The following is a 23596-nucleotide window of genomic DNA, read 5'->3' on the forward strand; positions in this document are numbered from 1 at the left end:
TCAACTGGTGGTAAAGAACCGCGCATTATAGGGGGCATGCCCATTGGTTCCTAGCGCTGTGCATCGGGTGCCATGCTATAGTTCGCGCCCTCTTTTATATCCCCATGTGTTGTTCGCCCACCATGACCAAACGTGAAGCTCCAATCTATAAGGTGATTTTCCTCAACCAGGGCCAGGTGTTCGAAATGTACGCCAAGCAGATCTATCAAAGTGATCTGTGGGGCTTCCTGGAGGTGGAAGAGTTCGTCTTTGGCGAGCGCACCCAGTTGGTGGTCGATCCGGGCGAAGAAAAGCTCAAGGCCCAGTTCGAAGGGGTAGTGCGCAGCTTTGTGCCCATGCATTCGATTGTGCGCATCGATGAAGTCGAGCGCTTGGGGACGCCGAAGATCAGTGAAGCTCGGGGCATGAGCAATGTGATGCCGTTTCCGATGCCGATGCCTGAGAAGTGATCTGCAATTAATTTGTAGGGCGTTTCCGAAACTGCCTCTCAATGGATAGACATTTTGTTTGAAAGATAGCAAATTTTGTTTATTCAGAGAGGGCATCATGAATCTACCAATAATAAGAAAACCTCGAAGTTTCCCCCGTTCGACTGCGTTTAATCACGCCACTCATTAGCGCCAAGTTCCATCACGCCGTCATTAACGAACTGACCTGTTCGGGAGTAGCCCTGTGCGCGATCCTCGCTATGACATTCTGTTTGAACCGGTGCAAATAGGCCCGGTGCGTACCCGCAATCGCTTTTATCAAGTTCCGCACTGTAATGGCATGGGCCACGTGCACCCCTCGGCGATGGCGCGCATGCGCGCAGTGAAAGCCGAGGGCGGCTGGGGCGTGGTGTGCACGGAAGAATGCGAAATCAGCCCGCTGAGCGAGTTTTCACCTTATATAGAAGCGCGTCTTTGGGATGAACGCGATATTCCTGCACTGGCGCGCATGTGTGAGGGGGTACACCGTCACGGGGCGTTGGCCGGGGTAGAGCTGGCATTCAATGGTTACTCGGCGCCCAACCGCTACAGTCGCGAAATTCCCTGGGCGCCTTCCAATACCCCGGTGCGCAGTTACGACCCGGTGCAGGCTCGGGCCATGAGCCATGCCGATATCCGGCAATTGCGCGCCCTGCATCGAGCCGCCGCATTGCGCGCCCGGGAGGCGGGTTTCGACATCATCTATGTGTACGCCGGCCACGACCTGAGCGTGCCGTTCCATTTCCTCACGCCACGCAATAACCGGCGTACCGACGAATACGGCGGTACGCTGAAAAACCGTGTGCGCCTGTTGCGCGAGTTGATTGAAGACACTCGCGACGCAGTCGGTGATCGGTGTGCCGTAGCGGTCCGCCTGGCGGTGGATGAGCAAATGGCCGACGGCCTCAGCCGCGAGGGCGAAGGTGCCGAAATCTTCTCGATGCTGGCGGACCTGCCGGACTTGTGGGACGTCAATGTCGCCGATTGGTCCAATGACAGCGTGACGGCGCGCTTTGCCGGGGAGGGTTACCAGGAGGCCTTCCTGCTGGGGCTCAAGGCGCTGACCAGCAAGCCCGTGGTGGGCGTCGGCCGCTTCACTTCGCCGGACACCATGGTGTCTTTGGTTCGCCGTGGCGTACTGGACCTGATCGGGGCGGCCCGCCCTTCGATTGCCGATCCGTTCTTGCCCAAGAAGATTGAAGAGGGGCGCGCCGAGGAAATTCGCGAATGCATCGGCTGCAATGTATGTGTCAGTGGCGACCACACCAGCACGCCCCTGCGCTGTACACAGAACCCGACCATGGGCGAGGAGTGGCGGCGTGGCTGGCACCCCGAGTCGGTCAACCGTACGCAGCAACCCGGCCGGGCGCTGGTGGTCGGCGCCGGGCCATCCGGGCTTGAGTGTGCACGGATCCTAGGTGCGCGAGGGATGGAAGTGGCCCTGGTCGACAGCCTGCGCACCCTAGGCGGGCGTGTAGCGTTGGAAGCCCGGCTGCCGGGGCTGGCGAGTTGGGCACGGGTGATTGACTATCGACTGGATGCGTTGAGCCGCATGCCGTCAGTCGAGATCTATCGGGAAAGCCCCTTGCAGGCCCAGGATGTGCTGGATTTCGCCGCCGAGCATGTGTTCATCGCTACGGGTTCCCATTGGCGGCGGGATGGCTTGGGACGCGCCTTGCGCTCCCCCTTAACGGGCCTGGAGAGCCTGCCCGTGCTGACGCCTGATGACCTGATGGCGGGGGTGTTGCCCACTTCGCCGGTGCTGCTGTTCGATGACGATCACTATTACATGGGCAGCGTGCTGGCCGAACACCTGGTGGCGCGGGGTGTGGAGGTGATATTCGTCACCCCTGCGGCGGACGTGGCGGCCTGGACCCATAACACTCTCGAGCAGCACCGCATTCAGCGTCGTCTGATGCAGTTGAATGTCACGATCATACCGTCCCATACGCTGGTCAGCGTTAAGCCAGAGGGTGTGGTAGCGGGTTGCATCTACACCGAACGTACGCGGTTGATCCCAGCTGCAGCCTTGCTGCTGGTCACTTCCCGGGAGCCTGAGCAGGCGCTGTATCAGGCCTTGAACAACTCACCCGAACAGTTACAGGCGGCAGGCATCCGAACGCTGACGCTGATCGGCGACTGTGTGGCGCCGGGCACCATTGCGGCGGCGGTGTATTCAGGTCATCGCATCGCACGTGAGTTCGATGCGCCCGAAGGCTCGCTGATAGTGCGGCGGGAAATTCCATTTATCGAGGTGTAGTCAGTCCGACTGTTCAATCAATAACGAGGAATACAATAATGAAAAAAATACTCCTGATGTTATTCACCACACTCCTTATTAATTCATCGTTGTTTGCCAGCGATTATAAAGTGATCCGTTTCGCTGCCGATCCCAACTATGCGCCCTTTGCTTATAAAGACAGTACGGGCACTTTGACCGGTTTTGAAATAGATATTGGCAATGCAATTTGTGCACATTTGAATGTTCGCTGCCAATGGGTCGAGAGTGACTTTGACGGCATGATTCCCAGCCTCAACGCCGGCAAGATCGACGCCATCCTTGCTTCAATGACCATCACTGCCGCTCGGCAAAAGGTCATCGACTTTTCCTCGGAGGTGTTTTCCAGTCCCACCGCCATGGTGATGCGCCCTGGCACTGAGCTTTCCACAGGCATGGCCGTCGGCTATTTGCAGGGCAGTACTCAAGAAGTGTATGCCCGGCAAGTGCTCGCCGGGCAGGGTATGAAGGTGGTGGCTTATGCCGATCAGGAGCAAGTGTACGCGGACCTGCTGACAGGGCGTTTGCAGGCATCGCTGCAGGATGCTCAGCAAGCACAGAGCGGATTTTTACGTTCACCCCAAGGCGTCGGGTTCGTGCTGGGCCCGTTGATTGACAGCGAGTTGATGCCGTCCAAAAGCGGCATTGGCATCGCCAAGGGCAACCACACGTTGAAAGCGCTGTTGGATAAGGGGCTGGCTGCCCTGCACGCCGATGGCACCTACGCTCGCCTGCAAGAGCAGTACTTCCCCGGAGTGAACATGTTCAGCGGCCAATAACCGCCCTCAACGGCCAGCGAGGACACAATCATGCTACCTGCCTTCACTCAATTCGCCGCGTCCCTGGGCGGTTTTTTGCCGATGTTACTGCACGGGGTCTGGGTCACCCTGCAACTGGCACTGTTGTCATTGCTGCTGGGGCTGATCCTGGGCCTGCTGGGGGCAGGCGCCAAGCTGTCCAGGGTCAGGGCATGGCGCCTGTGCGCGCAGGTGTATACCACCTTGATTCGCGGGGTTCCGGACCTGTTGTTGATGCTGTTGATTTTCTACGGGTTGCAGACAGGCCTGAGTCGTCTGACCAGCGAATTGGGCTGGGCCTACATCGATGTCGACCCTTTCAGCGCCGGCGTGATCACTCTGGGGTTTATCTACGGCGCCTATTTCACCGAAACCTTTCGCGGCGCGTTGCTGGCTGTGCCCCGGGGCCAGTTCCAGGCTGCCAAAGCCCTTGGCCTGACCTTCAGGCAGAGTTTTGTGCATGTGATATTCCCGCAAATGATGCGGTTTGCCCTGCCGGGGCTGGGCAATAACTGGATGGTCTTGCTCAAGGCCACGGCGTTGGTGTCGATCATCGGCTTGGCAGACTTGGTGAAAGTGGCGCAGATGGCGGGCAAGAGCAGTCAGCAATTACTGGCTTTTCTGCTGCTGGCGGCGCTGGTTTACCTGTTGCTCAGCAGTGTTTCAAACGCGGCGTTGCGCTGGCTGGAGCGTCGGTATGGTGACGGTGTGCAGGAATCATCATCATGATCGAGCTTATCCAGGAGTATTGGCGGCCGTTTATCTATTCTGACGGCCAACAAATCACCGGCCTGGCCATGACCTTGTGGCTGACTAGCGTCTCTTCGTGCCTGGGCCTGCTGTTGGCGTTGCCACTGTCCATTGCCAGGACGTCCAGCCGACGCTGGCTGCGTTGGCCGGTGCAAAGCTTTACCTACGTGTTTCGCGGCACACCGCTGTATATCCAGTTGCTGATCTTCTACACCGGCATCTACAGCATTGGCGCCGTTCGCGAGCAACCGTTGCTGGATGCTTTTTTTCGCGAAGCGCTCAATTGCACCCTTCTGGCGTTTGCCCTCAATACCGCGGCCTACACCACGGAAATACTCGCGGGCGCGATCCGGGCGATGCCGCGCGGTGAAATCGAGGCTGCACGGTCGTTGGGTTTCGACGGTTGGAAGCTGTACGTGCACTTGATCATGCCCTCGGCCCTGCGCCGGTCGTTGCCCTACTACAGCAATGAAGTGATCTTCATGTTGCATTCCACCACCCTGGCGTTCACGGCAACGGTGCCGGATATCCTGAAAGTCGCACGGGATGCCAACGCTGCAACCTTCCTCACCTTCCAATCCTTTGGCCTGGCCGCGGCGCTCTACTTGTGCATTACGTTCGCGTTGATCTGCCTGTTCCGTCTGGCAGAACGACGCTGGCTGAGCTTTCTTGATTCGAATCGATAGGAGGCGATATGCAGACTTGCAGACATGAACTGTTGACGGCTGTGCCAGGTACCACGCGGCATATTCATAGTTTTCATTACGGCCCAGCCGATGCGCCGAGCAAGGTTTACATCCAGGCGTCCCTGCACGCCGATGAGCTGCCGGGGATGTTGGTGTTGTGGCATCTCAAACAACGGCTGGCAGATCTGGAGGCCAAAGGTGCGCTGCGTTGGCAGGTGGTGCTGGTGCCGGTGGCCAATCCGCTGGGGTTGGAGCAGGTGCTGATGGACGTGCCGCAGGGACGCTTCGATAACGACAGTCGAGAGAACTTCAATCGCTTCTTCGTCGACGTCAGCCAGCAGGTCGGGGATCAGGTCCAGGATGTTCTGACTGATGATCCTGCGCATAACCTGCACCTGATCCGCGCGACCTTGCGGCAAACCCTTGTCAGCCAGGTGCCGGCGACCCAGCTGCATTCCCTGCGCCTGGCCCTGCAAACGCTGGCCTGTGACGCCGACAGAGTGCTGGACCTGCATTGTGATTTCGAGGCGGTGCAGCACCTGTACCTGGCACCGGACGCCTGGCCCCAGGTGGAACCGCTGGCGCGGTACCTGGGCGCCCGGGCCTGCTTTATGAGCCCGGACGCGGGCGGGCATTCGTTCGACGATTGCTACACCTTGTTCTGGGCACGGATGCAGGCGCGTTTCCCTGGGGTCTTTGCGGCGCCGGGTTTTGCCGTGACCGTGGAGTTGCGCGGCGTGGCTGATGTGAGCCACGGGCTGGCGCGACAGGATTGTCAGGCGTTGATCAACTATCTGACTTTGCAGGGAGGCGTTGAGGGGCAAGCGCCTCCACTACCGGCGTTATTGAGTCCGCCAACACCCTTGGCGGGGGTCGAGCCGGTGGTGAGTGCGGTGGGAGGCTTGATTGTGTTTTGCGCGCAGGTGGGGGATTACCTGGAAGCAGGACAAATCGTGGCGCACGTCATCGATCCGATTACAGACCGTGTGACCGAGGTAGCGTGTGAGCGTGCAGGGCTTTTGTATGTACGATCAATACGCCGAATGGCAAGCGCCGGTATGGCGATTGCCCACGTCGCAGGGGCCACGGCGTATCGACAGGGCTACCTGTTATCGCCGTGATCAAGGCAGGGGAGAGAAAGGCGAACGCCCATCGGCGCTCTGCAACTCCTGCAGGTAGTTGCGGAAAATCTGCCCCAGCACCTGGGTCGCCACTTCCAGTTCATCGCGCTGCATGTGCTCGGCGACTTCGTCGGCGGTGTCCAGCGCGTCTTCGGCGCCATTGACCGCGGCCATTTTCAGCACGATGTACGCCTGAATGTTGTTGGCCGGCACGCCTTCGCCTTTGAAGAACATGTTGCCCAACTGGTATTGCGCCTGGGCGTGGCCCTGCAACGAGGCTTTCTCGAAGTAGCTCAACGCTTTGTTGAGGTCAACGGCCGGGTTCTTGCTGTCGTGGTAGTACTCGCCCAACTCGTATTGCGCCTGCGCATCCCCGTCCTCGGCCTGTTTCTGGCACGCGCTCAGGGCTTCGGCCTGGCTCTCTGGCTGGGTATTGAGGGTGCAACGACCCATCGCTGGAATTAACAACGAGTTGCCGCCGGCCTGGGCATGTGCCAGTAGCGGTTGAAGGAGCAACAGGCAGCCCAGAACCAGGGTGCGGCCGGTGCGTTTCATGGGAATCGACTTACCTCTGACGGGGCGCGCGGACCCTCGAGGGAGTCCAATAAGCGCGCATTATGAAATAAGCAGGCCTCTGCTTACAAAGTCTTTACTCGTTTTTCTGCTGCTTGGGCAAGTTATCTGCCGGATTGCAGTGCAATTCTCGAAAAAACCAGGAATTCTCTGTAAGCAAAGTAGCAAATCTGACGCTGCCAGGGGCAACGTCAGAGGTTGCCGTCACTTATTTCAGGGCCGCGAAGGCGCGCTCGGCAGCATCCAGGGTCAATTTCAGTTCGGCTTCGCCATGGGCAATCGAGGTGAAGCCGGCTTCAAAGGCGCTCGGTGCCAGGTACACGCCGCCTTCGAGCATCAGGTGGAAGAAGCGCTTGAACAGCTCGGCATCGCTCCCCATCACGTCATCGAAGGTGACGATATCGTCGGCGCCGCTGAAGTACAGGCCGAACATGCCACCGGCCTGGGTGGTCACAAACGGGATGCCGGCGGCGTCGGCGCGTTGTTGCAGGCCGTCGAGCAGGCGCGTGGTGTAGTCGGTCAGCTCGGCGTGGAAGCCCGGGCGGCTGATCAGGCGCAGGGTGGTCAGGCCGGCGGCCATGGCCAGTGGGTTACCCGACAAGGTGCCTGCCTGGTATACCGGGCCGAGCGGGGCGATGTGTTGCATGATCTCGCGCTTGCCGCCGAAGCAGCCTACCGGCATGCCGCCGCCGATGATCTTGCCGAAGGTGCTCAGGTCTGGCGTAACGCCGTAGTAAGCCTGGGCGCCACCGAGGGCGACCCGGAAACCGGTCATCACTTCGTCAAAAATCAGCACCACGCCATGCTTGTCGCACTGCTCGCGCAAGCCCTCAAGAAAACCCGGGGCCGGTGGAACGCAGTTCATGTTGCCGGCAACCGGCTCGACGATGATGCAGGCAACGTCCTGGCCGACTTCGCTGAGCATCTGCTCGACGGCTGCGATGTCGTTGAACGGCAAGGTCAGGGTGTGCTTGGCGAATGCCGCAGGTACGCCAGCGGAATTGGGGACGCCCTGGGTCAGCGCGCCGGAGCCGGCTTTCACCAGCAGGCTGTCGGAGTGGCCGTGGTAGCAGCCTTCGAACTTGATGATGTTGTCGCGGCCGGTGAAACCACGGGCCAGGCGGATCGCGCTCATGGTGGCTTCGGTGCCGGAGCTGACCATGCGCACCATTTCCATCGACGGCACGATCGAGCAGACCAGGTCGGCCATCTCGGTTTCCATCGCGGTCGGGGCGCCGTAGGACAAGCCGTGTTGCAGTTGCTGGCGCACCGCCTCCAGCACATCCGGATGGCTGTGGCCGAGGATCATCGGGCCCCAGGAGCCGACGTAGTCGACATAGCGCTTGTCGTCTTCATCGGTGACGTAGGCGCCTTCGGCATGCTTGAAGAACAACGGCGTGCCGCCCACGCTCTTGAACGCACGCACGGGGGAGTTCACACCGCCGGGGATGTGTTTCTGGGCGTTGGCAAACAGGGTTTCGGAACGGGACATGATCGGGCTCTCTAAACTGAAGATTTAAGAAGGTCGTTGAATGCACGGGCGCGGCGGGTGACTTCCTGGGTGCTGTCGGCACCGAACAGGCCATGGACCACGGCGAGCAGGTCAGCCCCGTGGGCCACCAGCGGCTCGGCGTTTTCCAGGGTGACGCCGCCAATTACGCAGATCGGCAGGTGCAGGCGCTTGCGGGCCTGGGCCAGCATGTCAACGGTGGCGGCGGGTGCGCCGGGTTTGGTCGTGGAATTGAAGAAGCGGCCGAAGGCGACGTAGCTGGCGCCTTCTTTGGCGGCCTGTTCGGCCAGTTCGATCTGGCTGTGGCAGGTGGCGCCGATGATCGCCTTGGCGCCGAGCAGTGCCCGGGCCGAGGTCAGCGGGCCGTCGGTCTGGCCCAGATGTACGCCGACGCCCAGTCGCGCGGCCAGTTCGGCATCGTCGTTGATGATCAATTGAGTCTTGTAGCGCGAGCACAGTTCATAGAGCTTTTCGGCTTCACGCAGGCGCCGTGCCTCGTCGCTGCTTTTGTCGCGGTACTGCAACAGGGTGACGCCACCGTCCAGCGCCGCCTCGACGTAGGCGAGGAATTTGCCGGCCAACAGTTGGCTGTCGGTAATGGCGTAAAGGCCGCGTAGTTTCATCGGGCAAACCCCTTGCTGACGAGCGATAAGTTACGAGCAGAAATCCAGCGGCAATCGACGCGGCACGAACTGGCCCTGGCCGAGTTGTTCGGCATCACGCAGGGTACGCCACGTGTAGTTGAGAGCCGTTTGCACGGCGCTGGCCAAACCTTCGCCTTGGGCAATGCGCCCGGCCAGCGCACTGGCCAAGGTGCAACCCGAGCCGTGATAACTGCCGGGCAAACGCTGGCAGGTAAAGGTCTGGCGCGTGCCGTCGCGGCTGTACAGGCGGTTGTGCACTTCGTGCTCGTCGCCATGGCCGCCGGTGATCAGCAGGTGCTTGATGTACGGCAACAGCTTCTCGGCGCAGTCGTCGGCGCTGCCGTCGGGCAGTTCCGCGAGGATGCGCGCTTCGGGCAGGTTGGGGGTGGCGATCAATGACAAGGGCAGCAGCCGCTCGCGCATTGCATAACCGACCTCGTCCTTGCCCAGGCTACCGCCGCCGCCGGCGCGCAGCACCGGGTCGCAGACCACCGGCAAATGCGGGTGCGCCTGCAGCAGTTCGACCACGGTGTCGACCATCGCGGTGGAGCCGAGCATGCCCAGCTTGACTGCCGCAACTTCAGAGTCACCGAGCACGGCATTGGCCTGGGCCAGTACCCACTCACGGTCAAGCACGCGGAAATCACTGACATTGACAGTATTTTGCACGGTCAACGCGGTGACGGCCGGGGCCGCGTGGCAACCCTGGGCGAGCAGGGCTTCGATATCTGCCTGCAGGCCGGCGCCACCACTGGGGTCGTGGCCGGAGAGACAGAGGACAACGGGGCGAGAGCTGTAGATATTCATGGTGCGCGAGCTTACCACCAAACGCTTTTTGCGTGGCTGCCTGGCGATGGCAGGAGTTTGCCGCTGCGGCGCGATTTGCCGTGGCTGAGCGCTGCACTGAGATGAGCTGAAAGCATTGCCCTAGAGCTGTCCTAAAAAAAGTTCCCACGGTGGCTAATGGCTTTTACTGGCTATGCTAAAGTGCATCCAAACAACTTACTGTATCGCCGGTGTACGTCTTCTCAAAAGGAATGGGGGGCTTTTGACACAACCGGACCAGGCTACGCTGGGGCTCTATGCGCTATTTGCTGATTTTTTTATTGTGCGGGCTGCCGATGCTCGCCAGCGCCGTCGAGTTCAACCAGGACACGCGAAGCCTCCCGTTGGGCCGGGTCATGCAAGTGCTCGAAGACCCAACCGATGCCCTCACCATCGCCGATGTCAGTTCCCCCGCCTATGCCGCCCAATTCAAGACCCACGACAAAGACACGCTCAATGCCGGCTATTCACGCTCGGTGTTCTGGCTGAAGGTCAACCTGCACTACACCGCCAAAGATCCCCGGGCACCACGCACCTGGTTTCTGGAACTGGCCTACCCGCCGCTCAATCGCCTGGACCTTTACCAGGACGACGGCACTGGTCACTTCCGCCTCACCACCCGCACCGGCAGCGCGTTGCCGTTTTCCAGCCGTGAGGTGAGCCAGAGCAACTACCTGTTCAAGCTCAGCTTCTTGCCCGACCAGCAACAAACCGTCTACCTGCGCTTGCAAAGCCAAGGCTCGATCCAGGCACCGCTGACATTATGGGCCGGCACCGCCTACATGGAGGAGCAGCCGCTGCGCTTGTACGTGCTCGGCGCCATCTACGGTGTGTTGCTGGGCATGCTGATCTACAACCTGTTCATCTACCTGAGCGTGCGCGACACCAGCTACCTGTATTACATCCTCTATATCGCCTCGTTCGGCTTGTATCAGCTGTCGGTCAATGGCGTCGCGGTGGAGTACTTCTGGCCGAACAACCCGTGGTGGGCGAATGCGGCGGTGCCCTTCCTGATCGGCTCGGCGGCCTTGTTCGGCAGCCTGTTCGCGCGCAGTTTCCTGCACACCGCGCAGCACAGCCGCTGGCTCAACCGTATCCTGCTGGCGCTCGCGGCCTGTGGAGGGTTGGTGATGGCACTGGCGTTGTTGACCAGTTACGCCGTGGCCCTGCGCCTGGCCACTGCGCTGGCGCTGGTGTTTACCGTGACCATCTTCGTGGCGGCCATCAAGGCCTGGTATTGCGGGCAGCGCATGGCGCGTTATTTCATCATCGCTTGGTCGGCTTTCCTGCTCGGCGGGGTGGTCAACACCCTGATGGTGCTGGGTTACCTGCCTAACGTGTTCCTGACCATGTACGCCAGCCAGCTCGGCTCAGCCATTGAAGTGGCGCTGTTGTCCCTGGCCCTGGCCGACCGCATCAATGGCATGCGTGAACAGCAGGCGCAGATTCTCCTCGATGCCAGCCAGAAGCTGGAAGCGCTCAACCAGCAACTGGCCCGCAGCAATCGTCTCAAAGACGAATTTCTCGCCACCCTGACCCACGAATTGCGCACGCCGATGAACGGTGTGATCGGCTCGCTGGAGCTGATGCAAACCGTGTCATTGGACGATGACCTGACGCAGTACCAGCAAACCGCCGCCGGCTCGGCGCGGGACATGATGCGCATGGTCAACGGCATCCTCACCCTCACCGAATTGCAGGCCGGTCGCCTGGTGGCCCAGCCGCAAGTGTTCAGCCTGCGCGGCACGCTCGATACCTTGCGCCAGCAATTCACCGGCAGCGCCCAGAGCAAAGGCCTGGCGTTCTCCATTGATGTGGCCGATGAGGTGCCGGACCGGCTGATCGGCGATGCCGACAAACTGCTCCAGTGCCTGGATTGCCTGCTCGATAACGCCTTCAAATTCACCCACGTCGGCGCGGTGCGCTTGCGAGTGGTGGGCGTGCCCCAAGGGGATGGCGCCTTGCACCTGAGCTTTATCGTCACCGACACCGGTATCGGCTTCGCCTTTCTCGATGAGGCCACGCTGTATCAGCGTTTCTTTCAGTTGGACGGCTCGATGACGCGTGAATACGGCGGCCTGGGCATTGGCCTGGCGATCTGCCGGCAGTTGATCGAACTGCTGGGCGGGCGCCTGACCCATCATTCTGAGCCCCGTAAAGGCAGTCGCTTCCAGTTGGAAGTGGACGTCAGCGCCGTGCCGCAGCAGGTGACGCCCGCCACGCAAACGCTGCCTGCACAGCGTGCGCCTCAGGAGTGCACGGTACTGTTGGTGGACGACAACAGCGTAGGCCAACTGGCGGTGCGTGGCATGTTGCTCAAGCTCGGTTACCGGGTCAAAACCGTGGACAGCGGCCCGGCGGCACTCGCTGCATTGCAAGGGCATAGCTTCGACGCCGTGCTGCTGGATGTGCCAGAGGGTGGCTTTTCGTTGTGCTGTCAGATTCGCGCATTGCCTGGCTGCGGTGAATTGCCGGTGATCGCCCTGAGCTCTTCGCCCAATGGGCCGGAGCGTGAGCGCTGCCATGGCATTGGCATGACGGATCGGCTGGCCAAGCCGGTGCGTTTCGATGCTTTGCAGGCGGCACTTGAACGTAGCGTGCTGTGCGCGGATGAGGGTGAAAGCGCCGAACATTCGGCGCGTATGCCACTTTTTTAAGGTCTTGCACGGTGCTTAACTGAATTCCGGGCCACTGTTCATGCGGCCTTTTTTCCAGGAGGCCCGTCATGAACCTGCATCAGTTTGCCGAAACCCACGACGTCACCAACCAGCCACCGTCCCTGGACGGCACCAACCTGTATCGCATCGACTTGCCTTTGCAGGAATGGTCACGCCGCTTTGGCGCCGGCTGGGCCCAAGCGCGCATTGATGCCTACGGCGCGCTGGCGGGTGGGCCGTTGATGGCAGCCGGCTTCCTGGCCAACCAGAACAAACCGGTGTTCAGCAGCCATGACCGTTATGGCCATCGCATTGACCTGGTTGAGTTTCACCCGGCTTATCACGAGCTGATGCGCACCGCCGTCGAGCATGGCCTGCCGTCGTTGCCGTGGGCCCATCCCCAGGCGGGCGCCCATGTGGCGCGTGCGGCAATGACCTACCTGCACAGCCAGGCCGAGGCCGGCAGCGGCTGCCCGCTGACCATGACCTTCGCCTGCGTCCCGGCCCTGCGCCTGCAACCGGAGCTGGCGGACCTCTGGCTGCCTAAAGTCCTCAGTACCCAATACGACCCCCGCAATGTCGGCATCGCCCACAAGGCCGGCGCTACTATCGGCATGGCCATGACCGAGAAGCAGGGCGGCACCGACGTGCGCGCCAACACCACCCGCGCTTACCCCGTGGGCGCGAGTGGCCCTGGCCAAGCCTACGAGTTGGTGGGGCATAAGTGGTTCTGCTCGGCACCGATGTGCGATGGCTTTCTGACCCTGGCCCAGACCGACAAGGGCCTGACCTGTTTCCTGCTGCCCCGGCACCGCCCGGATGACACGCGCAACGAGTTCTACATCCAGCGCTTGAAGAACAAACTCGGCAACTGCTCCAACGCCTCCAGCGAAGTGGAATTTCGCGGCGCCCTGGCGTGGATGGTCGGTGAAGAAGGCCGCGGCGTTCCAACCATCATCGAAATGGTTGCCATGACCCGCTTCGATTGCATGGTCGGCTCCAGCGCCTTGATGCGTCAGGCGCTGACCCAGGCCAGCCATCACTGCGCTCATCGGCAGGTGGGTGGCCGCGTGCTCAGCGAGCAGCCGCTGATGCAGAACGTGCTGGCCGACCTGGCCCTGGAAAGCGAAGCGGCCCTGGCCTTGAGCCTGCGCATGGGGCGCGCCCTGGATCATCTTGATGATGAACATGAAGCCAAGTTCGCCCGGCTGGTCACGGCCGTGGGCAAGTACTGGATCTGCAAACGCGCGCCCGCGATGATCAACGAAGCCGCCGAATGCATGGGCGGTGCCGGGTATGTGGAGGACAGCATCCTGCCGCGCCTTTACCGCGAGGCACCGGTGAATTCGACGTGGGAAGGTTCCGGCAATGTGCAGTGCCTGGACGTATTGCGTGCCCTGTCCAAAGAGCCGGGGGTACTGGAGGCGTTGTTTGTGGAGCTGGGCGATGGCCACGGCGACAAGCGGTTGGCGCGGCATATCGAGCAGTTGAAGGCGGCATTCATGGACACCCAGGACATCCAGTATCGGGCGCGGCAACTGACCGAGGACATCGCCCTGGCGTTACAGGCCAAGTTGTTGCTGGAGGCGGGTAATGCGGCGGTGAGTGATGGGTTTATCGCCAGCCGGTTGGGTGAGTCGTCGGGGCGGGTATATGGCACCTTGCCGCGTGGCGTCGACGTGGAAGCAATTGTCGCCCGCTCAACCCCGCAATCGCTCTGAATAAACACAATCCAAATGTGGGAGCTGGCTTGCCGGCGATAGCGGTGGTCCAGCCAGCAATTATGTAGGTGATAGACCGCTATCGCAGGCAAGCCAGCTCCCACCTATCAACGCATTCCACTTCTGGTGTTTCGGTGAGGCTTGGATACAGGCAAGATAAAGGCCTGCAAGTCAGAACACAGGATGCTTACCGTGACCGAAGCTTTTGTTGTCGTTAAAACCGCCGAAGAAGCCGTGGACCGGCTGGCGGCGCTGCATGAGCGTGCCACTGGCGCGCTCAACCAGGCGCTCAAGCAATACCTCAAGGACCGCGTCGAGCCCGACGCCGAGCAGCGCGCATTGTTTCGCTACCCGGAACTGCGCTTGACCTACCACTGCCACGGTGAAGTCCCCCAAACCACTCGGGCGTATGCCAAGGTGCAACTGCCGGGGACCTACAGCGTCACCGTGACCCACCCGGCCGCGTTCCGTAAGTACCTGCTGGAGCAACTGGTGCCGCTGATGCACGACTTCACCGTCACGGTGGAAGTAGGCGTCAGCCAGCAGAACATTCCATATCCGTACGTGGTGGAGCAGGGCGATGAACTGGCCGGCTCCGGCGTCACCGCCGCGACCCTGGCCCGTGTATTCCCCAGTACCGACTTGTCCGCCGCCACCGACGGCATTGCCGATGGCCTGTACGACTGGGAAAACACCGACCCGCTGCCCCTGGCCCTGTTCGATGCCGCCCGTGTGGATTTTTCCCTGCGCCGCCTGGTGCATTACACCGGCAGCGACTGGCGCCATGTACAGCCGTGGATCCTGCTGACCAACTACCACCGCTACGTGGACCAGTTCATCCTGCATGGCCTGGAGCAACTGCGCAGTGACCCGCGTTTTATCCGCATGGTGCTGCCCGGCAACGTGGTGATCGACAAGAGCATGGACCACGGCGAAGCCTCGGCCATTGCCGCCGGCGTGGTCTGGCACCGCTACCAGATGCCGGCGTATCACCTGCAGGCCACTGACGGCCACGGCGTGACTTTGGTGAACATCGGCGTGGGCCCGTCCAACGCCAAGAACATCACCGACCACCTGGCCGTATTGCGCCCGCATTGCTGGCTGATGATCGGCCACTGCGGCGGCTTGCGCCAATCCCAGACCATCGGCGACTACGTACTGGCCCACGCCTATATGCGCCGCGACGGGATTCTGGACCGTGTAGTACCGCCGAACATCCCGATCCCGGCCCTGGCCGAAGTGCAGCTGGCGCTTCAGCAAGCGGCGGCGAAAGTCACCGGCGAAAAAGGCGAAGAGCTGAAAAAACGCCTGCGCACCGGTACCGTGCTGACCTACGACGACCGTAACTGGGAACTGCGCTGGGCCCAGGAGCGGCCGCTGATCAACCTGTCCCGCGCCGTGGCCGTGGACATGGAAAGCGGCACCATCGCCGCCCAGGGTTACCGTTTGCGCGTGCCTTACGGCACCTTGTTATGCGTATCCGACAAGCCGCTGCACAGCGAGATCAAGCTGCCGGGTTCGGCCAACGCGTTCTACGAGCGTGCGGTCAGCCAGCATTTGAAGATCGGCATCGAGGCGGTCGACCTGTTGCGCACCGAACTCAACTCGTTGCACTCGCGCAAACTGCGCAGCTTCGACGAGCCGCCGTTCCGCTAAGCGGTTGGGATGGTCATTTAGCGGTCAGGCCACTAGCATTGTCGGTCCTGACCGTTAGATGTTCCTTTGCCATGTCCCGTCCTACCCGTCCCGATTCGCGCCGCCCAGGCGTGAAACCTTCGCAGCCTGTTCGACGTGTCGCCAAGGCGCCACCGGCCGAGCCGAAGCTGATCCTGTTCAACAAACCGTTCGATGTGCTGACCCAGTTCAGCGACGAAGGCGGGCGCGCGACGCTCAAGGATTTTATCGATATTCCCGGTATTTACCCGGCGGGGCGCCTGGACCGTGACAGCGAAGGCTTGCTGCTGTTGACCAACGATGGCCAGCTTCAGGCGCGCATCGCCGATCCCAAGCACAAATTGGCGAAAACCTACTGGGTGCAAGTGGAAGGTGAGCCGACTGAAGAACAGCTGCAACGTCTGCGCGATGGTGTCGAGCTGAACGATGGCATGACCTTGCCTGCCGAGGCTCGGCAACTGGATGAACCGGCGTTATGGCCGCGCAACCCGCCGGTACGCTTTCGCAAAAGCGTGCCGACGCATTGGCTGGAGTTGGTGATACGTGAAGGGCGCAACCGTCAGGTACGGCGCATGACCGCAGCAGTGGGCCTGCCGACGCTGCGCCTGGTGCGCGTGCGCATTGGCGACTGGTCTATCGACGGCCTGGATCAAGGCCAATGGAAGGCAGTGCCGGCGCGCTTATAAGGCGCCGGATTCAATCAGGCCGATCACCACGCTCTTGATGATGAACGCTGCCACACCAAGGCCCAACACGAAAAACAGGATGAACGAACCAAAGCGCCCGGCCTTGGATTTTTTCGCCAGGTCCCAGACGATAAAGCCCATGAAAATGATCAGGATAGTGACCAGGCCGGTCATCATCCATTCTTCAAACAGGGCGGGGTCGATGTTGTTCATGGGACTCTTCCGACAAGACAAGCGAGCAGTATACGGCAGCGTCACAAACGCAACATTGACCTGAGTCCTACACCATCGAACTGTGGGAGCTGGCTTGCCTGCGATAGCGGTCTGTCAGGTACCGTGATGCAAACTGGCCCGCCGCCATCGCAGGCAAGCCAGCTCCCACCGTTGAACATCGTTGTTCTCAGGTGCGCAGGTGGGTCAGGGGCAGTTCGGTGCTGTTGAGCACTTGGTTCAGCACAAAGCTGGAACGCACGCTGGTCACCCCTTCGATCCGGGTCAGATGCCCCAGCAGCAATTTTTGATAGTGATCCATGTCCGGCACTACCACCTTCAACTGGTAGTCCGCATCCATCCCGGTCACGAGGCTGCACTCCAGCACTTGCGGCAGGGTGCGGATGGCGGCCTCGAAATTCTCGAAGCGTTCCGGCGTGTGACGGTCCATGCCGATCAATACATAAGCGGTGAGGCTCAGGCCGAGCATCTTGCGGTCGAGCAGGGCGACCTGGCGGGCGATGTAGCCGTCGTCCTCCAATTGCTTGACCCGGCGTGAGCAGGGCGAAGGCGACAGGCCGATGCGTTCGGCCAGCTCCTGGTTGGAGATCCTCGCGTCGCGCTGCAATTCCGCCAGAATACTCAGGTCGTATCGGTCAAGCTTGCTCATTGGGTTGGCCTTTGTCGTAACTATTGCGGTTAATTATCCATGAAGGGTTAAAAATTGCGCAAGCACTGTTTATTGACGCAATCTTCGCAATCCTCTGCCCGCCCGGCACGCCTATGATTACCAACAGAATCACCGCCTGGACAACAGTCCACAGCAACGCGCCCAATCAGGCCCGTTGCGGCCGCCGCCCCAGCAGGGTTGAGCCGGCCTCCAGGCTGCACACTGTCCACAAGACGGCGTGAGGTGAGCCAACGTCAAAAGCGTTGAGCCAGGACGAAATTCTCAAGGGGTGGCCGACGGGTCACCCCTTTTTCTTTGTGCGCGTTTTGCCTTCAGAAAATAGTTCTCGTGACTGATAACCTGTCTCAGAACCGGGCGAGGCTTTTCCAGTCTCATGATCAAGCCCCAATCCGCAGTGAGGAAAAGCATGAAGCGCATCTGGCGTATGGCAGGTGTTGGTTTGCTGGTGGTCAGCGTCGGCTCCCAGGCGATGGCCGACGAACGCGATAACTCACCGGGCCAGGGGCAACGGCCTGAGCACAATCAGCCACGCCCACAAAACCCGCAGGGTGATCGTGGCGGCCAGCACGAGGGTGGCCAATGGCAGGGTCGGCCTCAAGGTCATGAGCCGGGGCGACCAGCACCGCAACCGCAACCCTCCAATAACCTGCCGATCCAGGGCCGGCCCGATACCGTGCGCCAGACCCAGGAGCCGCGCCAGGGTTATTACCGTGATATTCCCAGACGCCCCGATGACAACCGGCATTGGGAGGCCGGCGGCCCCGGTTCGCGTCCGGGTAACGATCGCCCCGGTGATAACCGCTGGCCAGGCCGCCCCGATGGGCATGGCAATGGCTGGGGCCCAGGCCCGCAGCATCGCCCTGGATATGTCATCGACCGTTTCCCCGATCGCAATTACCGCGTGCCTTACCGTGGCCAGGACTACTTTTTCTCCGGCGGCTACTGGTATCGCCCCCAAGGCCCACGCTACGTAGTGGTGACGCCGCCCTATGGCATTCGCGTGCATTACCTGCCGGACTACGCACGTGAAGTGTGGGTAGGCGGCTCGCTGTTGTTCCTCGCCGCAGGCGCCTATTACGCCTACGAGCAAAGCACCCAACAATACGTGGTGGTACAACCACCGACGCAGGTGCCATCACCTCCGCCGACGCCTCAAGGCAACGGTTATGACGTGGTGGCTTACCCGGCCAACGGCCAGTCGCCAGCCCAGGTACAGCAGGACGGCTACGACTGTTATCGCTGGGCGGTGCAACAAAGTGGCTTCGACCCGCGCACCGTCACCTACGCCCCGGACCCTGCGGTGGTGCAAACCTACCGCCAGGCCCAGGGCAACTGCCTGGGCAGTCGGGGGTATCAGGTGCAGTACTAGGCCTTGTTACCGGTGACCACTTCCCGTGGGTCGGCGTGCACCAGCACTTCGGCTTTCGGGTATTCCCGGTGAATGGCATCGGCGGCCTGGTCGCTGATGCCATGGGCCACCGACAGCGTCAATTCCCCCGGCAACTCCAGGTGCAACTGCACAAACCAGTGGTTGCCGGAAACCCGCGTACGCAAGTCGTGGGCACCCAGTACGCCGGGCACGCCACGGGCCAGCTCCAGCATGTGCTGGCTGACATCCGGCGGTAGCTCTTCATCCATCAACACCGCAAAGCTTTCCCGGGCGATCTGGATCGCGCTCCACAGAATGTAAGCGGCGATTCCCAGGCCGAACCAGGCGTCGACCTGATGAAAGCCAAAGCCTGCCAACACCAGCGCAATCAGGATGCTGCCATTGAGCAGCAAGTCTGAGCGGTAATGCAGCGAGTCGGCACGCACCGCGTTGGAGCCGGTCTCGCGCACCACGCGGTGTTGCAGCATCAGCAGGGCCATGGTCAGCCCCAGCGACAAGATAATCACGCCGATACTCAGCCACGGTGCGCCGACCGGCTCCGGATGCTTGAGCCGTTCATAGGCCTGGAGCGCAATCAGTACCGCACTGCCGGCGATAAACAAGGCTTGCGCCATACCCGCCAGCGACTCTGCCTTGCCATGCCCATAACGATGATCGTCATCGGCGGGGCGCAGGGCGTAATGCACCGCCAGCAAGTTCAGCAGCGAGGTCACGCCGTCGAGCAGCGAGTCGGTCAACCCGGCGAGCATGCTCACCGAGCCGCTGAGCCACCAGGCGATGGCCTTGGTCACAATCAACACACAGGCCACGCCCACCGAGGCGCGGGTGGCTAGGCGCAAGAGCCTTGCGTGTTCGGGGCTGCTGGTCATGAGCTGTCCTTACGCGGCAGGCTGCAGGCCCAGGGCCGCCAGTTGCTGCACGCTGCCCCTGAACTGGATCAGGCGTGGGTCGTCCAGCGGCAAGGTGCGGCCGGTTTCTTTCTGGATGATGCTTTGCAGCTTGGCGTTATCGACCTTGCCGTCAGCGCCGATGGCTTCGTGCAGTTTCTCGGGGGCGACCTGGGCGGTCTTGCCCGGTTCGAAGTAAATGGCGCCCGTGGCGAAGTCGACACCGAAGGCGATCAGGCCGGGGATCACATAAAACAACAGGCCGAGGGCATCGAGTACCGCGATGGTCGGGTCGATCTTGCCATCGATCTGGCCACGACGGTCGGGGTAGAAAATCGACCCGCAGGCGGTAAGTTGGCTCAGCAGGGTAACGGCGAGGACACCGCCGATGACACGGGAAGCGATACGCATGAAAAAGTCTCCTGAACATATTTAAGGGTGACTATAAGCCAGATCGGCCAGGCGCCGATGAACCAATGTGGGAGCTGGCTTGCCTGCGATTGCGACGGTTCAGGAAATACAGCGGCAACTGTCACACCGCTATCGCAGGCAAGCCAGCTCCCACCTTCGACTGCATTCACAGCCCAAAGCGTGGGTGTTTTTAAGACCCGCATCGGCATCTGGCAGTTCGCCGTTATACTCGCCGCCCTGTCTGGACGCCAATGGGTGTTCAAGCTTTTCTGTTTGCAGACGAAACACCGGGCAGTTTACAAAAATCAAGGAAGGATGATGAATCAAGAGCAGCAGGCAAACACACGTTATAACCGGACTTTTTGGGAAGATCTGAAAGCTTTTTTCTTCGAATACTCCAGTTTGTTCCTGGTGTATCTGTTGTTTTCCATGGCGTTGATTTACTGGGGCACTTGTCTGAAACCCGAAGTTGGCGAGCTGTTGAACAAAGCTTACGGTGAAGGACTGGCACCTATTTCTATCGCAGTACTAATGGTCATAACCTGTTTGATCATCGGTATCACCCGTCTTATTGCCCCCGTTTCATATGCAGCAAAGGAGCACTGGCTGGTGATCATGGCCTTGGCCCTGACGAAATTCATGATCAGCTTGATGGTTACTTATTACGCTTATCTGTGGGGGTTTATTGCTGCCTGCAGGTTGCTTGAGTTTCCCGTCGACATTGTGCTGTGGAAAGGGGCTGTTATTTTTCCGGTCTTTATATTCTTCATCCACTGGGCTGCGCCGCGAGTGTTCTTTGACTCGTTTCATTCAAATGTCGATTTGGATATCGTTTTAAGTCTTGTGACCCTTGGGGTCGGGGCCATCGTGGTTTTTGTGTGTCTCTATCAAAAGCCTGAAGAGAGCGCCGACGAAAAGCAGGACGTCAACTCGATGGTCATGTGTTGGTATGGACGACCCATACATTAGGCAGTCGCCGGACCGGTTACGCCTCTTAACTGCGCGGATGCCAGAGAACCCTTATGAATTCGTTGCCGATCGATGATGTTTTACCCGCCCTGCGTGACGCCTTGGCGCATCGCCATGAAGCCGTGCTGGAAGCGCCCCCCGGCGCCGGTAAAACCACCCGCGTGCCGTTGGCCTTGTTGCATGAGCCGTGGCTCGCCGGGCAAACCATCCTGATGCTCGAACCCCGGCGCCTGGCTGCCCGTGCTGCTGCCGAGCGGCTGGCCAGTGAACTGGGTGAAAAGGTCGGTGAGACCGTGGGCTACCGCATTCGGCTGGACAGCAAAGTCGGCCCCAATACGCGTATCGAGGTGGTCACCGAAGGTATCCTCACCCGCCGCCTGCAGGACGACCCGGCGCTGGACGGCGTGGGCTTGTTGATCTTCGACGAATTCCACGAGCGCAGCCTCGATGCCGACCTGGCGCTGGCCCTGAGCCTTAACGGCCGCGAGCTGTTTCGCGACGAGCAGCCGCTGAAGATCCTGCTGATGTCCGCCACCCTCGAAGGGGAGCGCCTGGCGGGCTTGCTGGATGACGCGCCGATCCTGCGCAGTGAAGGGCGCATGTTCCCGGTGCAGATGCGCTGGGGCCGGCCGTACCAGGCCGGGGAGTTTATCGAGCCGCGCGTGGTGCAAACTATCCTCGAAGCCCTGCATGACGAGCCCGGCAGTGTGCTGGTATTTCTGCCGGGGCAGGCGGAGATTCGCCGGGTCAACCAGCAACTGACTGAGGCCTTGGGTGATCGCCCTGATGTACTGTTATGCCCGTTGCACGGTGAGCTGGACCTCAACGCCCAGCGCGCCGCCATCGACCCGGCGCCGGCCGGCAAGCGCAAAGTGGTGCTGGCCACCAACATCGCCGAGACCAGCCTGACCATCAACGGCGTACGCGTTGTGATCGACGCCGGGCTGGCGCGGGTGCCGCGTTTCGACCCCGGCAGCGGCATGACCCGCCTCGACACCCAGCGCATCTCCCGCGCCAGCGCCACCCAGCGCGCCGGCCGGGCAGGGCGGTTGGAGCCGGGGGTGTGTTACCGGTTGTGGTCCGAAGACCAGCACGACGGGCTGGCCGCTTATGGCAGCGCGGAAATCCTCGCCGCTGACCTGGCGGGGCTGGCCTTGCAACTGGCCCGTTGGGGCGTGAAGCCCAACCAGTTGGTGTGGCTGGACGTACCACCGACTGCCGCGTATGCCCAGGCCCAGGATCTGTTGCAACGCCTCGGTGCATTGGACGAAGAAAACCTCACTGCCCATGGCCAGAAGATGGCCGAGTTGCCGGCTCACCCGCGTATCGCCCATCTGTTATTACGTGGCCAGGACCTGGGCCTCGCCGCCACCGCCTGCGACGTGGCAGCCTTGTTGGGCGAACGCGACATCTTGCGCGGCGGCGGTGCCGATTTGCACAGCCGCCTGGCGCTGATGTCCGGTGAAGAACGTGCGCGCGGCACCCAGGGGGGCGTGCAGCGCGCCAAGCAACTGGCCCGGCAATACCGTGGCTACCTGCGCGGCAAGGCGACCCAGCCGGTGGACAACCCCGACCACCCGCGCTGGCTCGGCGCCTTGCTGGCATTGGCCTACCCGGACCGCGTCGCCCAGCAACGGCGCCCTGGTGGCGCTGAATATCGTCTGGCCAATGGCCGAGCAGCGCTGTTTGCCGAAGCCGACAGCCTGATGAAACAACCCTGGCTGGTGATCGCCGACCTGGGCAGCCGCCAGGGCCAGCGTGAAGAGCGCATCTACCTGGCGGCGGATTTTGCCCCGGCGCTGTTCGACACGGTGCTGGCCGAGCAAGTGCGCAACGTCGACCAACTCGACTGGGACGAGCGCGAAGGCGTCTTGCGTGCCGAGCGCCAACGCAAAGTCGGTGAACTGGTGCTCAGCCGCGAACCCCTGACCGGCCTCGACGAATCCGCTCGCAGCCAGGCGCTGGTCAACCTGGTGCGCCGCAAAGGCCTGGAACTGCTGCCCTGGACCCCGGAACTGCGTCAGTGGCAAGCCCGTGTGATGCTGCTGCGCCAACTGGATGCCGGCAACACCAGCGAGTGGCCCGACATCAGTGACAAGGCCCTGCTCGCGAGCCTGGAGCACTGGCTGATGCCTTACCTGGGCAAGGTCTCGCGCCTCAGCCATTTCGCCAACCTGGATATCTCCAGCTACCTGCACAACCTGCTTCCATGGCCCTTGCCCCAACGCCTGGAAGAGCTGGCGCCGCAGCATGTGAAAGTGCCTTCAGGGTCATCGGTACGCCTGGACTACAGCGAACAGCCGCCGATCCTGGCGGTGCGCTTGCAGGAATTGTTCGGGTTGGCAGACACCCCGCGCATTGCCGGCGGGCGCCTGGCCGTGAAGCTGCACCTGCTGTCCCCGGCGCGGCGACCGGTGCAGGTCACGCAGGACCTGGCGAACTTTTGGCGCAGTACCTATGCCGAGGTGAAGAAGGATTTGAAAGGGCGCTACCCCAAGCATTACTGGCCGGATGACCCGTTGGTGGCCGAAGCGACGGCCCGGATCAAGCCGCGTAAGTAGGCACGATGCAGTTCAAATGTGGGAGCTGGCTTGCCTGCGATCGCATCGCTGCGGTGTCACTGAAAGACCGCATCGGCGGCATCGCAGG

At 61.3% G+C, this 23596-nt stretch carries 21 protein-coding genes; 13 read left to right on the plus strand and 8 right to left on the minus strand.

Translation table 11 applies throughout. From position 1 onward, the window contains the following. The first annotated feature begins 122 nt into the window (after positions 1–122). From JMV15_RS16760 to JMV15_RS16785, 6 genes are all read left to right on the plus strand, one after another. Positions 123–449, plus strand: coding sequence for a DUF1820 family protein (locus JMV15_RS16760; protein WP_003215457.1), 327 nt, complete (start codon positions 123–125; stop codon positions 447–449). Between the two features lie 223 nt (positions 450–672). Beyond that, the gene (locus JMV15_RS16765; RefSeq protein WP_032904149.1) at positions 673–2727 is read left to right on the plus strand and encodes an oxidoreductase; all 2055 of its coding nucleotides are present in this window, start codon (positions 673–675) and stop codon (positions 2725–2727) included. 38 nt (positions 2728–2765) lie between these two features. Next, on the plus strand, positions 2766–3524 hold the full coding sequence (locus JMV15_RS16770) for a transporter substrate-binding domain-containing protein (protein ID WP_019818062.1): 759 nt from the start codon (positions 2766–2768) through the stop codon (positions 3522–3524). 30 nt (positions 3525–3554) lie between these two features. Continuing rightward, positions 3555–4271, plus strand: coding sequence for an ABC transporter permease (locus JMV15_RS16775; protein WP_014720068.1), 717 nt, complete (start codon positions 3555–3557; stop codon positions 4269–4271). Next, positions 4268–4978 (plus strand): ABC transporter permease, encoded by a 711-nt coding sequence (locus tag JMV15_RS16780; RefSeq protein WP_038451623.1) that lies wholly within the window; start codon positions 4268–4270, stop codon positions 4976–4978. The genes JMV15_RS16775 and JMV15_RS16780 overlap by 4 nt, the downstream gene beginning before the upstream one ends. An 8-nt stretch (positions 4979–4986) precedes the next feature. Continuing rightward, complete coding sequence (locus JMV15_RS16785) at positions 4987–6099, plus strand: succinylglutamate desuccinylase/aspartoacylase family protein (RefSeq protein ID WP_019818060.1); 1113 nt, start codon at positions 4987–4989, stop codon at positions 6097–6099. Here JMV15_RS16785 and JMV15_RS16790 read toward each other — a convergent pair whose 3' ends face one another. The 4 genes from JMV15_RS16790 to JMV15_RS16805 form a co-directional block, all read right to left on the minus strand. Further along, on the minus strand, positions 6100–6654 hold the full coding sequence (locus JMV15_RS16790; protein ID WP_014720065.1) for a tetratricopeptide repeat protein: 555 nt from the start codon (positions 6652–6654) through the stop codon (positions 6100–6102). It abuts the gene before it with no gap. A gap of 226 nt (positions 6655–6880) precedes the next feature. Continuing rightward, positions 6881–8164: a glutamate-1-semialdehyde 2,1-aminomutase gene (hemL, locus tag JMV15_RS16795; RefSeq protein WP_019818059.1), complete on the minus strand. Its 1284-nt coding sequence runs from the start codon at positions 8162–8164 to the stop codon at positions 6881–6883. 11 nt (positions 8165–8175) lie between these two features. Then, positions 8176–8805: a thiamine phosphate synthase gene (gene thiE / locus JMV15_RS16800; protein ID WP_014720063.1), complete on the minus strand. Its 630-nt coding sequence runs from the start codon at positions 8803–8805 to the stop codon at positions 8176–8178. A 30-nt stretch (positions 8806–8835) separates the two neighbouring features. Further along, on the minus strand, positions 8836–9633 hold the full coding sequence (locus JMV15_RS16805) for a hydroxymethylpyrimidine/phosphomethylpyrimidine kinase (protein WP_019818058.1): 798 nt from the start codon (positions 9631–9633) through the stop codon (positions 8836–8838). A gap of 275 nt (positions 9634–9908) precedes the next feature. Here JMV15_RS16805 and JMV15_RS16810 point away from each other — a divergent pair, with 275 nt between their 5' ends. The 4 genes from JMV15_RS16810 (at position 9909) to JMV15_RS16825 (ending at position 16389) form a co-directional block, all read left to right on the plus strand. Continuing rightward, positions 9909–12308: a hybrid sensor histidine kinase/response regulator gene (locus tag JMV15_RS16810; RefSeq protein ID WP_038451620.1), complete on the plus strand. Its 2400-nt coding sequence runs from the start codon at positions 9909–9911 to the stop codon at positions 12306–12308. A gap of 68 nt (positions 12309–12376) precedes the next feature. After that, positions 12377–14029, plus strand: a complete 1653-nt coding sequence (locus JMV15_RS16815) for an acyl-CoA dehydrogenase family protein (RefSeq protein ID WP_038451618.1) — start codon at positions 12377–12379, stop codon at positions 14027–14029. Positions 14030–14212: 183 nt separating this feature from the next. After that, positions 14213–15685 (plus strand): AMP nucleosidase, encoded by a 1473-nt coding sequence (amn, locus tag JMV15_RS16820; RefSeq protein WP_161981173.1) that lies wholly within the window; start codon positions 14213–14215, stop codon positions 15683–15685. A gap of 71 nt (positions 15686–15756) precedes the next feature. Then, positions 15757–16389: a pseudouridine synthase gene (locus tag JMV15_RS16825; RefSeq protein WP_005791693.1), complete on the plus strand. Its 633-nt coding sequence runs from the start codon at positions 15757–15759 to the stop codon at positions 16387–16389. Here JMV15_RS16825 and JMV15_RS16830 read toward each other — a convergent pair. Further along, positions 16384–16593: a DUF2788 domain-containing protein gene (locus tag JMV15_RS16830; RefSeq protein ID WP_025999909.1), complete on the minus strand. Its 210-nt coding sequence runs from the start codon at positions 16591–16593 to the stop codon at positions 16384–16386. The genes JMV15_RS16825 and JMV15_RS16830 overlap by 6 nt on opposite strands. A gap of 196 nt (positions 16594–16789) precedes the next feature. Then, a complete protein-coding gene (locus JMV15_RS16835; protein ID WP_003194418.1) occupies positions 16790–17269 on the minus strand; it encodes an Lrp/AsnC family transcriptional regulator in 480 nt (159 codons plus the stop codon). A 427-nt stretch (positions 17270–17696) separates the two neighbouring features. On the opposite strand from JMV15_RS16835, the gene JMV15_RS16840 reads away from it, so the two are divergent. Further along, positions 17697–18659, plus strand: coding sequence for a DUF6515 family protein (locus JMV15_RS16840; RefSeq protein WP_038451614.1), 963 nt, complete (start codon positions 17697–17699; stop codon positions 18657–18659). Here JMV15_RS16840 and JMV15_RS16845 read toward each other — a convergent pair. Next, positions 18656–19549, minus strand: coding sequence for a cation diffusion facilitator family transporter (locus JMV15_RS16845; RefSeq protein ID WP_014720058.1), 894 nt, complete (start codon positions 19547–19549; stop codon positions 18656–18658). The two genes, JMV15_RS16840 and JMV15_RS16845, sit on opposite strands and share 4 nt — an antisense overlap. A gap of 9 nt (positions 19550–19558) precedes the next feature. After that, a complete protein-coding gene (locus tag JMV15_RS16850) occupies positions 19559–19978 on the minus strand; it encodes a hypothetical protein (RefSeq protein ID WP_019818055.1) in 420 nt (139 codons plus the stop codon). Between the two features lie 27 nt (positions 19979–20005). Between JMV15_RS16850 and JMV15_RS16855 the strand changes: the two genes are divergently transcribed. Together JMV15_RS16855 and hrpB are read left to right on the plus strand one after the other, a co-directional pair. Further along, positions 20006–20947: a hypothetical protein gene (locus JMV15_RS16855; RefSeq protein WP_231125691.1), complete on the plus strand. Its 942-nt coding sequence runs from the start codon at positions 20006–20008 to the stop codon at positions 20945–20947. A 53-nt stretch (positions 20948–21000) separates the two neighbouring features. Then, positions 21001–23508, plus strand: coding sequence for an ATP-dependent helicase HrpB (gene hrpB / locus JMV15_RS16860; RefSeq protein WP_038451612.1), 2508 nt, complete (start codon positions 21001–21003; stop codon positions 23506–23508). Positions 23509–23596 lie beyond the last annotated feature (88 nt).

The sequence above is a fragment of the Pseudomonas paracarnis genome (assembly GCF_904063055.1).
GTDB classification, from domain to species: Bacteria; Pseudomonadota; Gammaproteobacteria; order Pseudomonadales; family Pseudomonadaceae; genus Aquipseudomonas; species Aquipseudomonas paracarnis.

Coding starts and splice junctions, on each gene's coding strand:
- JMV15_RS16760 (WP_003215457.1), top strand. CDS start 123: ATGACCAAACGTGAAGCTCCAATCTATAAGGTGATTTTCCTCAACCAG.
- JMV15_RS16770 (WP_019818062.1), top strand. CDS start 2,766: ATGAAAAAAATACTCCTGATGTTATTCACCACACTCCTTATTAATTCA.
- JMV15_RS16775 (WP_014720068.1), top strand. CDS start 3,555: ATGCTACCTGCCTTCACTCAATTCGCCGCGTCCCTGGGCGGTTTTTTG.
- JMV15_RS16780 (WP_038451623.1), top strand. CDS start 4,268: ATGATCGAGCTTATCCAGGAGTATTGGCGGCCGTTTATCTATTCTGAC.
- JMV15_RS16785 (WP_019818060.1), top strand. CDS start 4,987: ATGCAGACTTGCAGACATGAACTGTTGACGGCTGTGCCAGGTACCACG.
- JMV15_RS16790 (WP_014720065.1), bottom strand. CDS start 6,654: ATGAAACGCACCGGCCGCACCCTGGTTCTGGGCTGCCTGTTGCTCCTT.
- hemL (WP_019818059.1), bottom strand. CDS start 8,164: ATGTCCCGTTCCGAAACCCTGTTTGCCAACGCCCAGAAACACATCCCC.
- thiE (WP_014720063.1), bottom strand. CDS start 8,805: ATGAAACTACGCGGCCTTTACGCCATTACCGACAGCCAACTGTTGGCC.
- JMV15_RS16805 (WP_019818058.1), bottom strand. CDS start 9,633: ATGAATATCTACAGCTCTCGCCCCGTTGTCCTCTGTCTCTCCGGCCAC.
- JMV15_RS16810 (WP_038451620.1), top strand. CDS start 9,909: ATGCGCTATTTGCTGATTTTTTTATTGTGCGGGCTGCCGATGCTCGCC.
- JMV15_RS16815 (WP_038451618.1), top strand. CDS start 12,377: ATGAACCTGCATCAGTTTGCCGAAACCCACGACGTCACCAACCAGCCA.
- amn (WP_161981173.1), top strand. CDS start 14,213: ATGCTTACCGTGACCGAAGCTTTTGTTGTCGTTAAAACCGCCGAAGAA.
- JMV15_RS16825 (WP_005791693.1), top strand. CDS start 15,757: ATGTCCCGTCCTACCCGTCCCGATTCGCGCCGCCCAGGCGTGAAACCT.
- JMV15_RS16835 (WP_003194418.1), bottom strand. CDS start 17,269: ATGAGCAAGCTTGACCGATACGACCTGAGTATTCTGGCGGAATTGCAG.
- JMV15_RS16840 (WP_038451614.1), top strand. CDS start 17,697: ATGAAGCGCATCTGGCGTATGGCAGGTGTTGGTTTGCTGGTGGTCAGC.
- JMV15_RS16845 (WP_014720058.1), bottom strand. CDS start 19,549: ATGACCAGCAGCCCCGAACACGCAAGGCTCTTGCGCCTAGCCACCCGC.
- JMV15_RS16850 (WP_019818055.1), bottom strand. CDS start 19,978: ATGCGTATCGCTTCCCGTGTCATCGGCGGTGTCCTCGCCGTTACCCTG.
- hrpB (WP_038451612.1), top strand. CDS start 21,001: ATGAATTCGTTGCCGATCGATGATGTTTTACCCGCCCTGCGTGACGCC.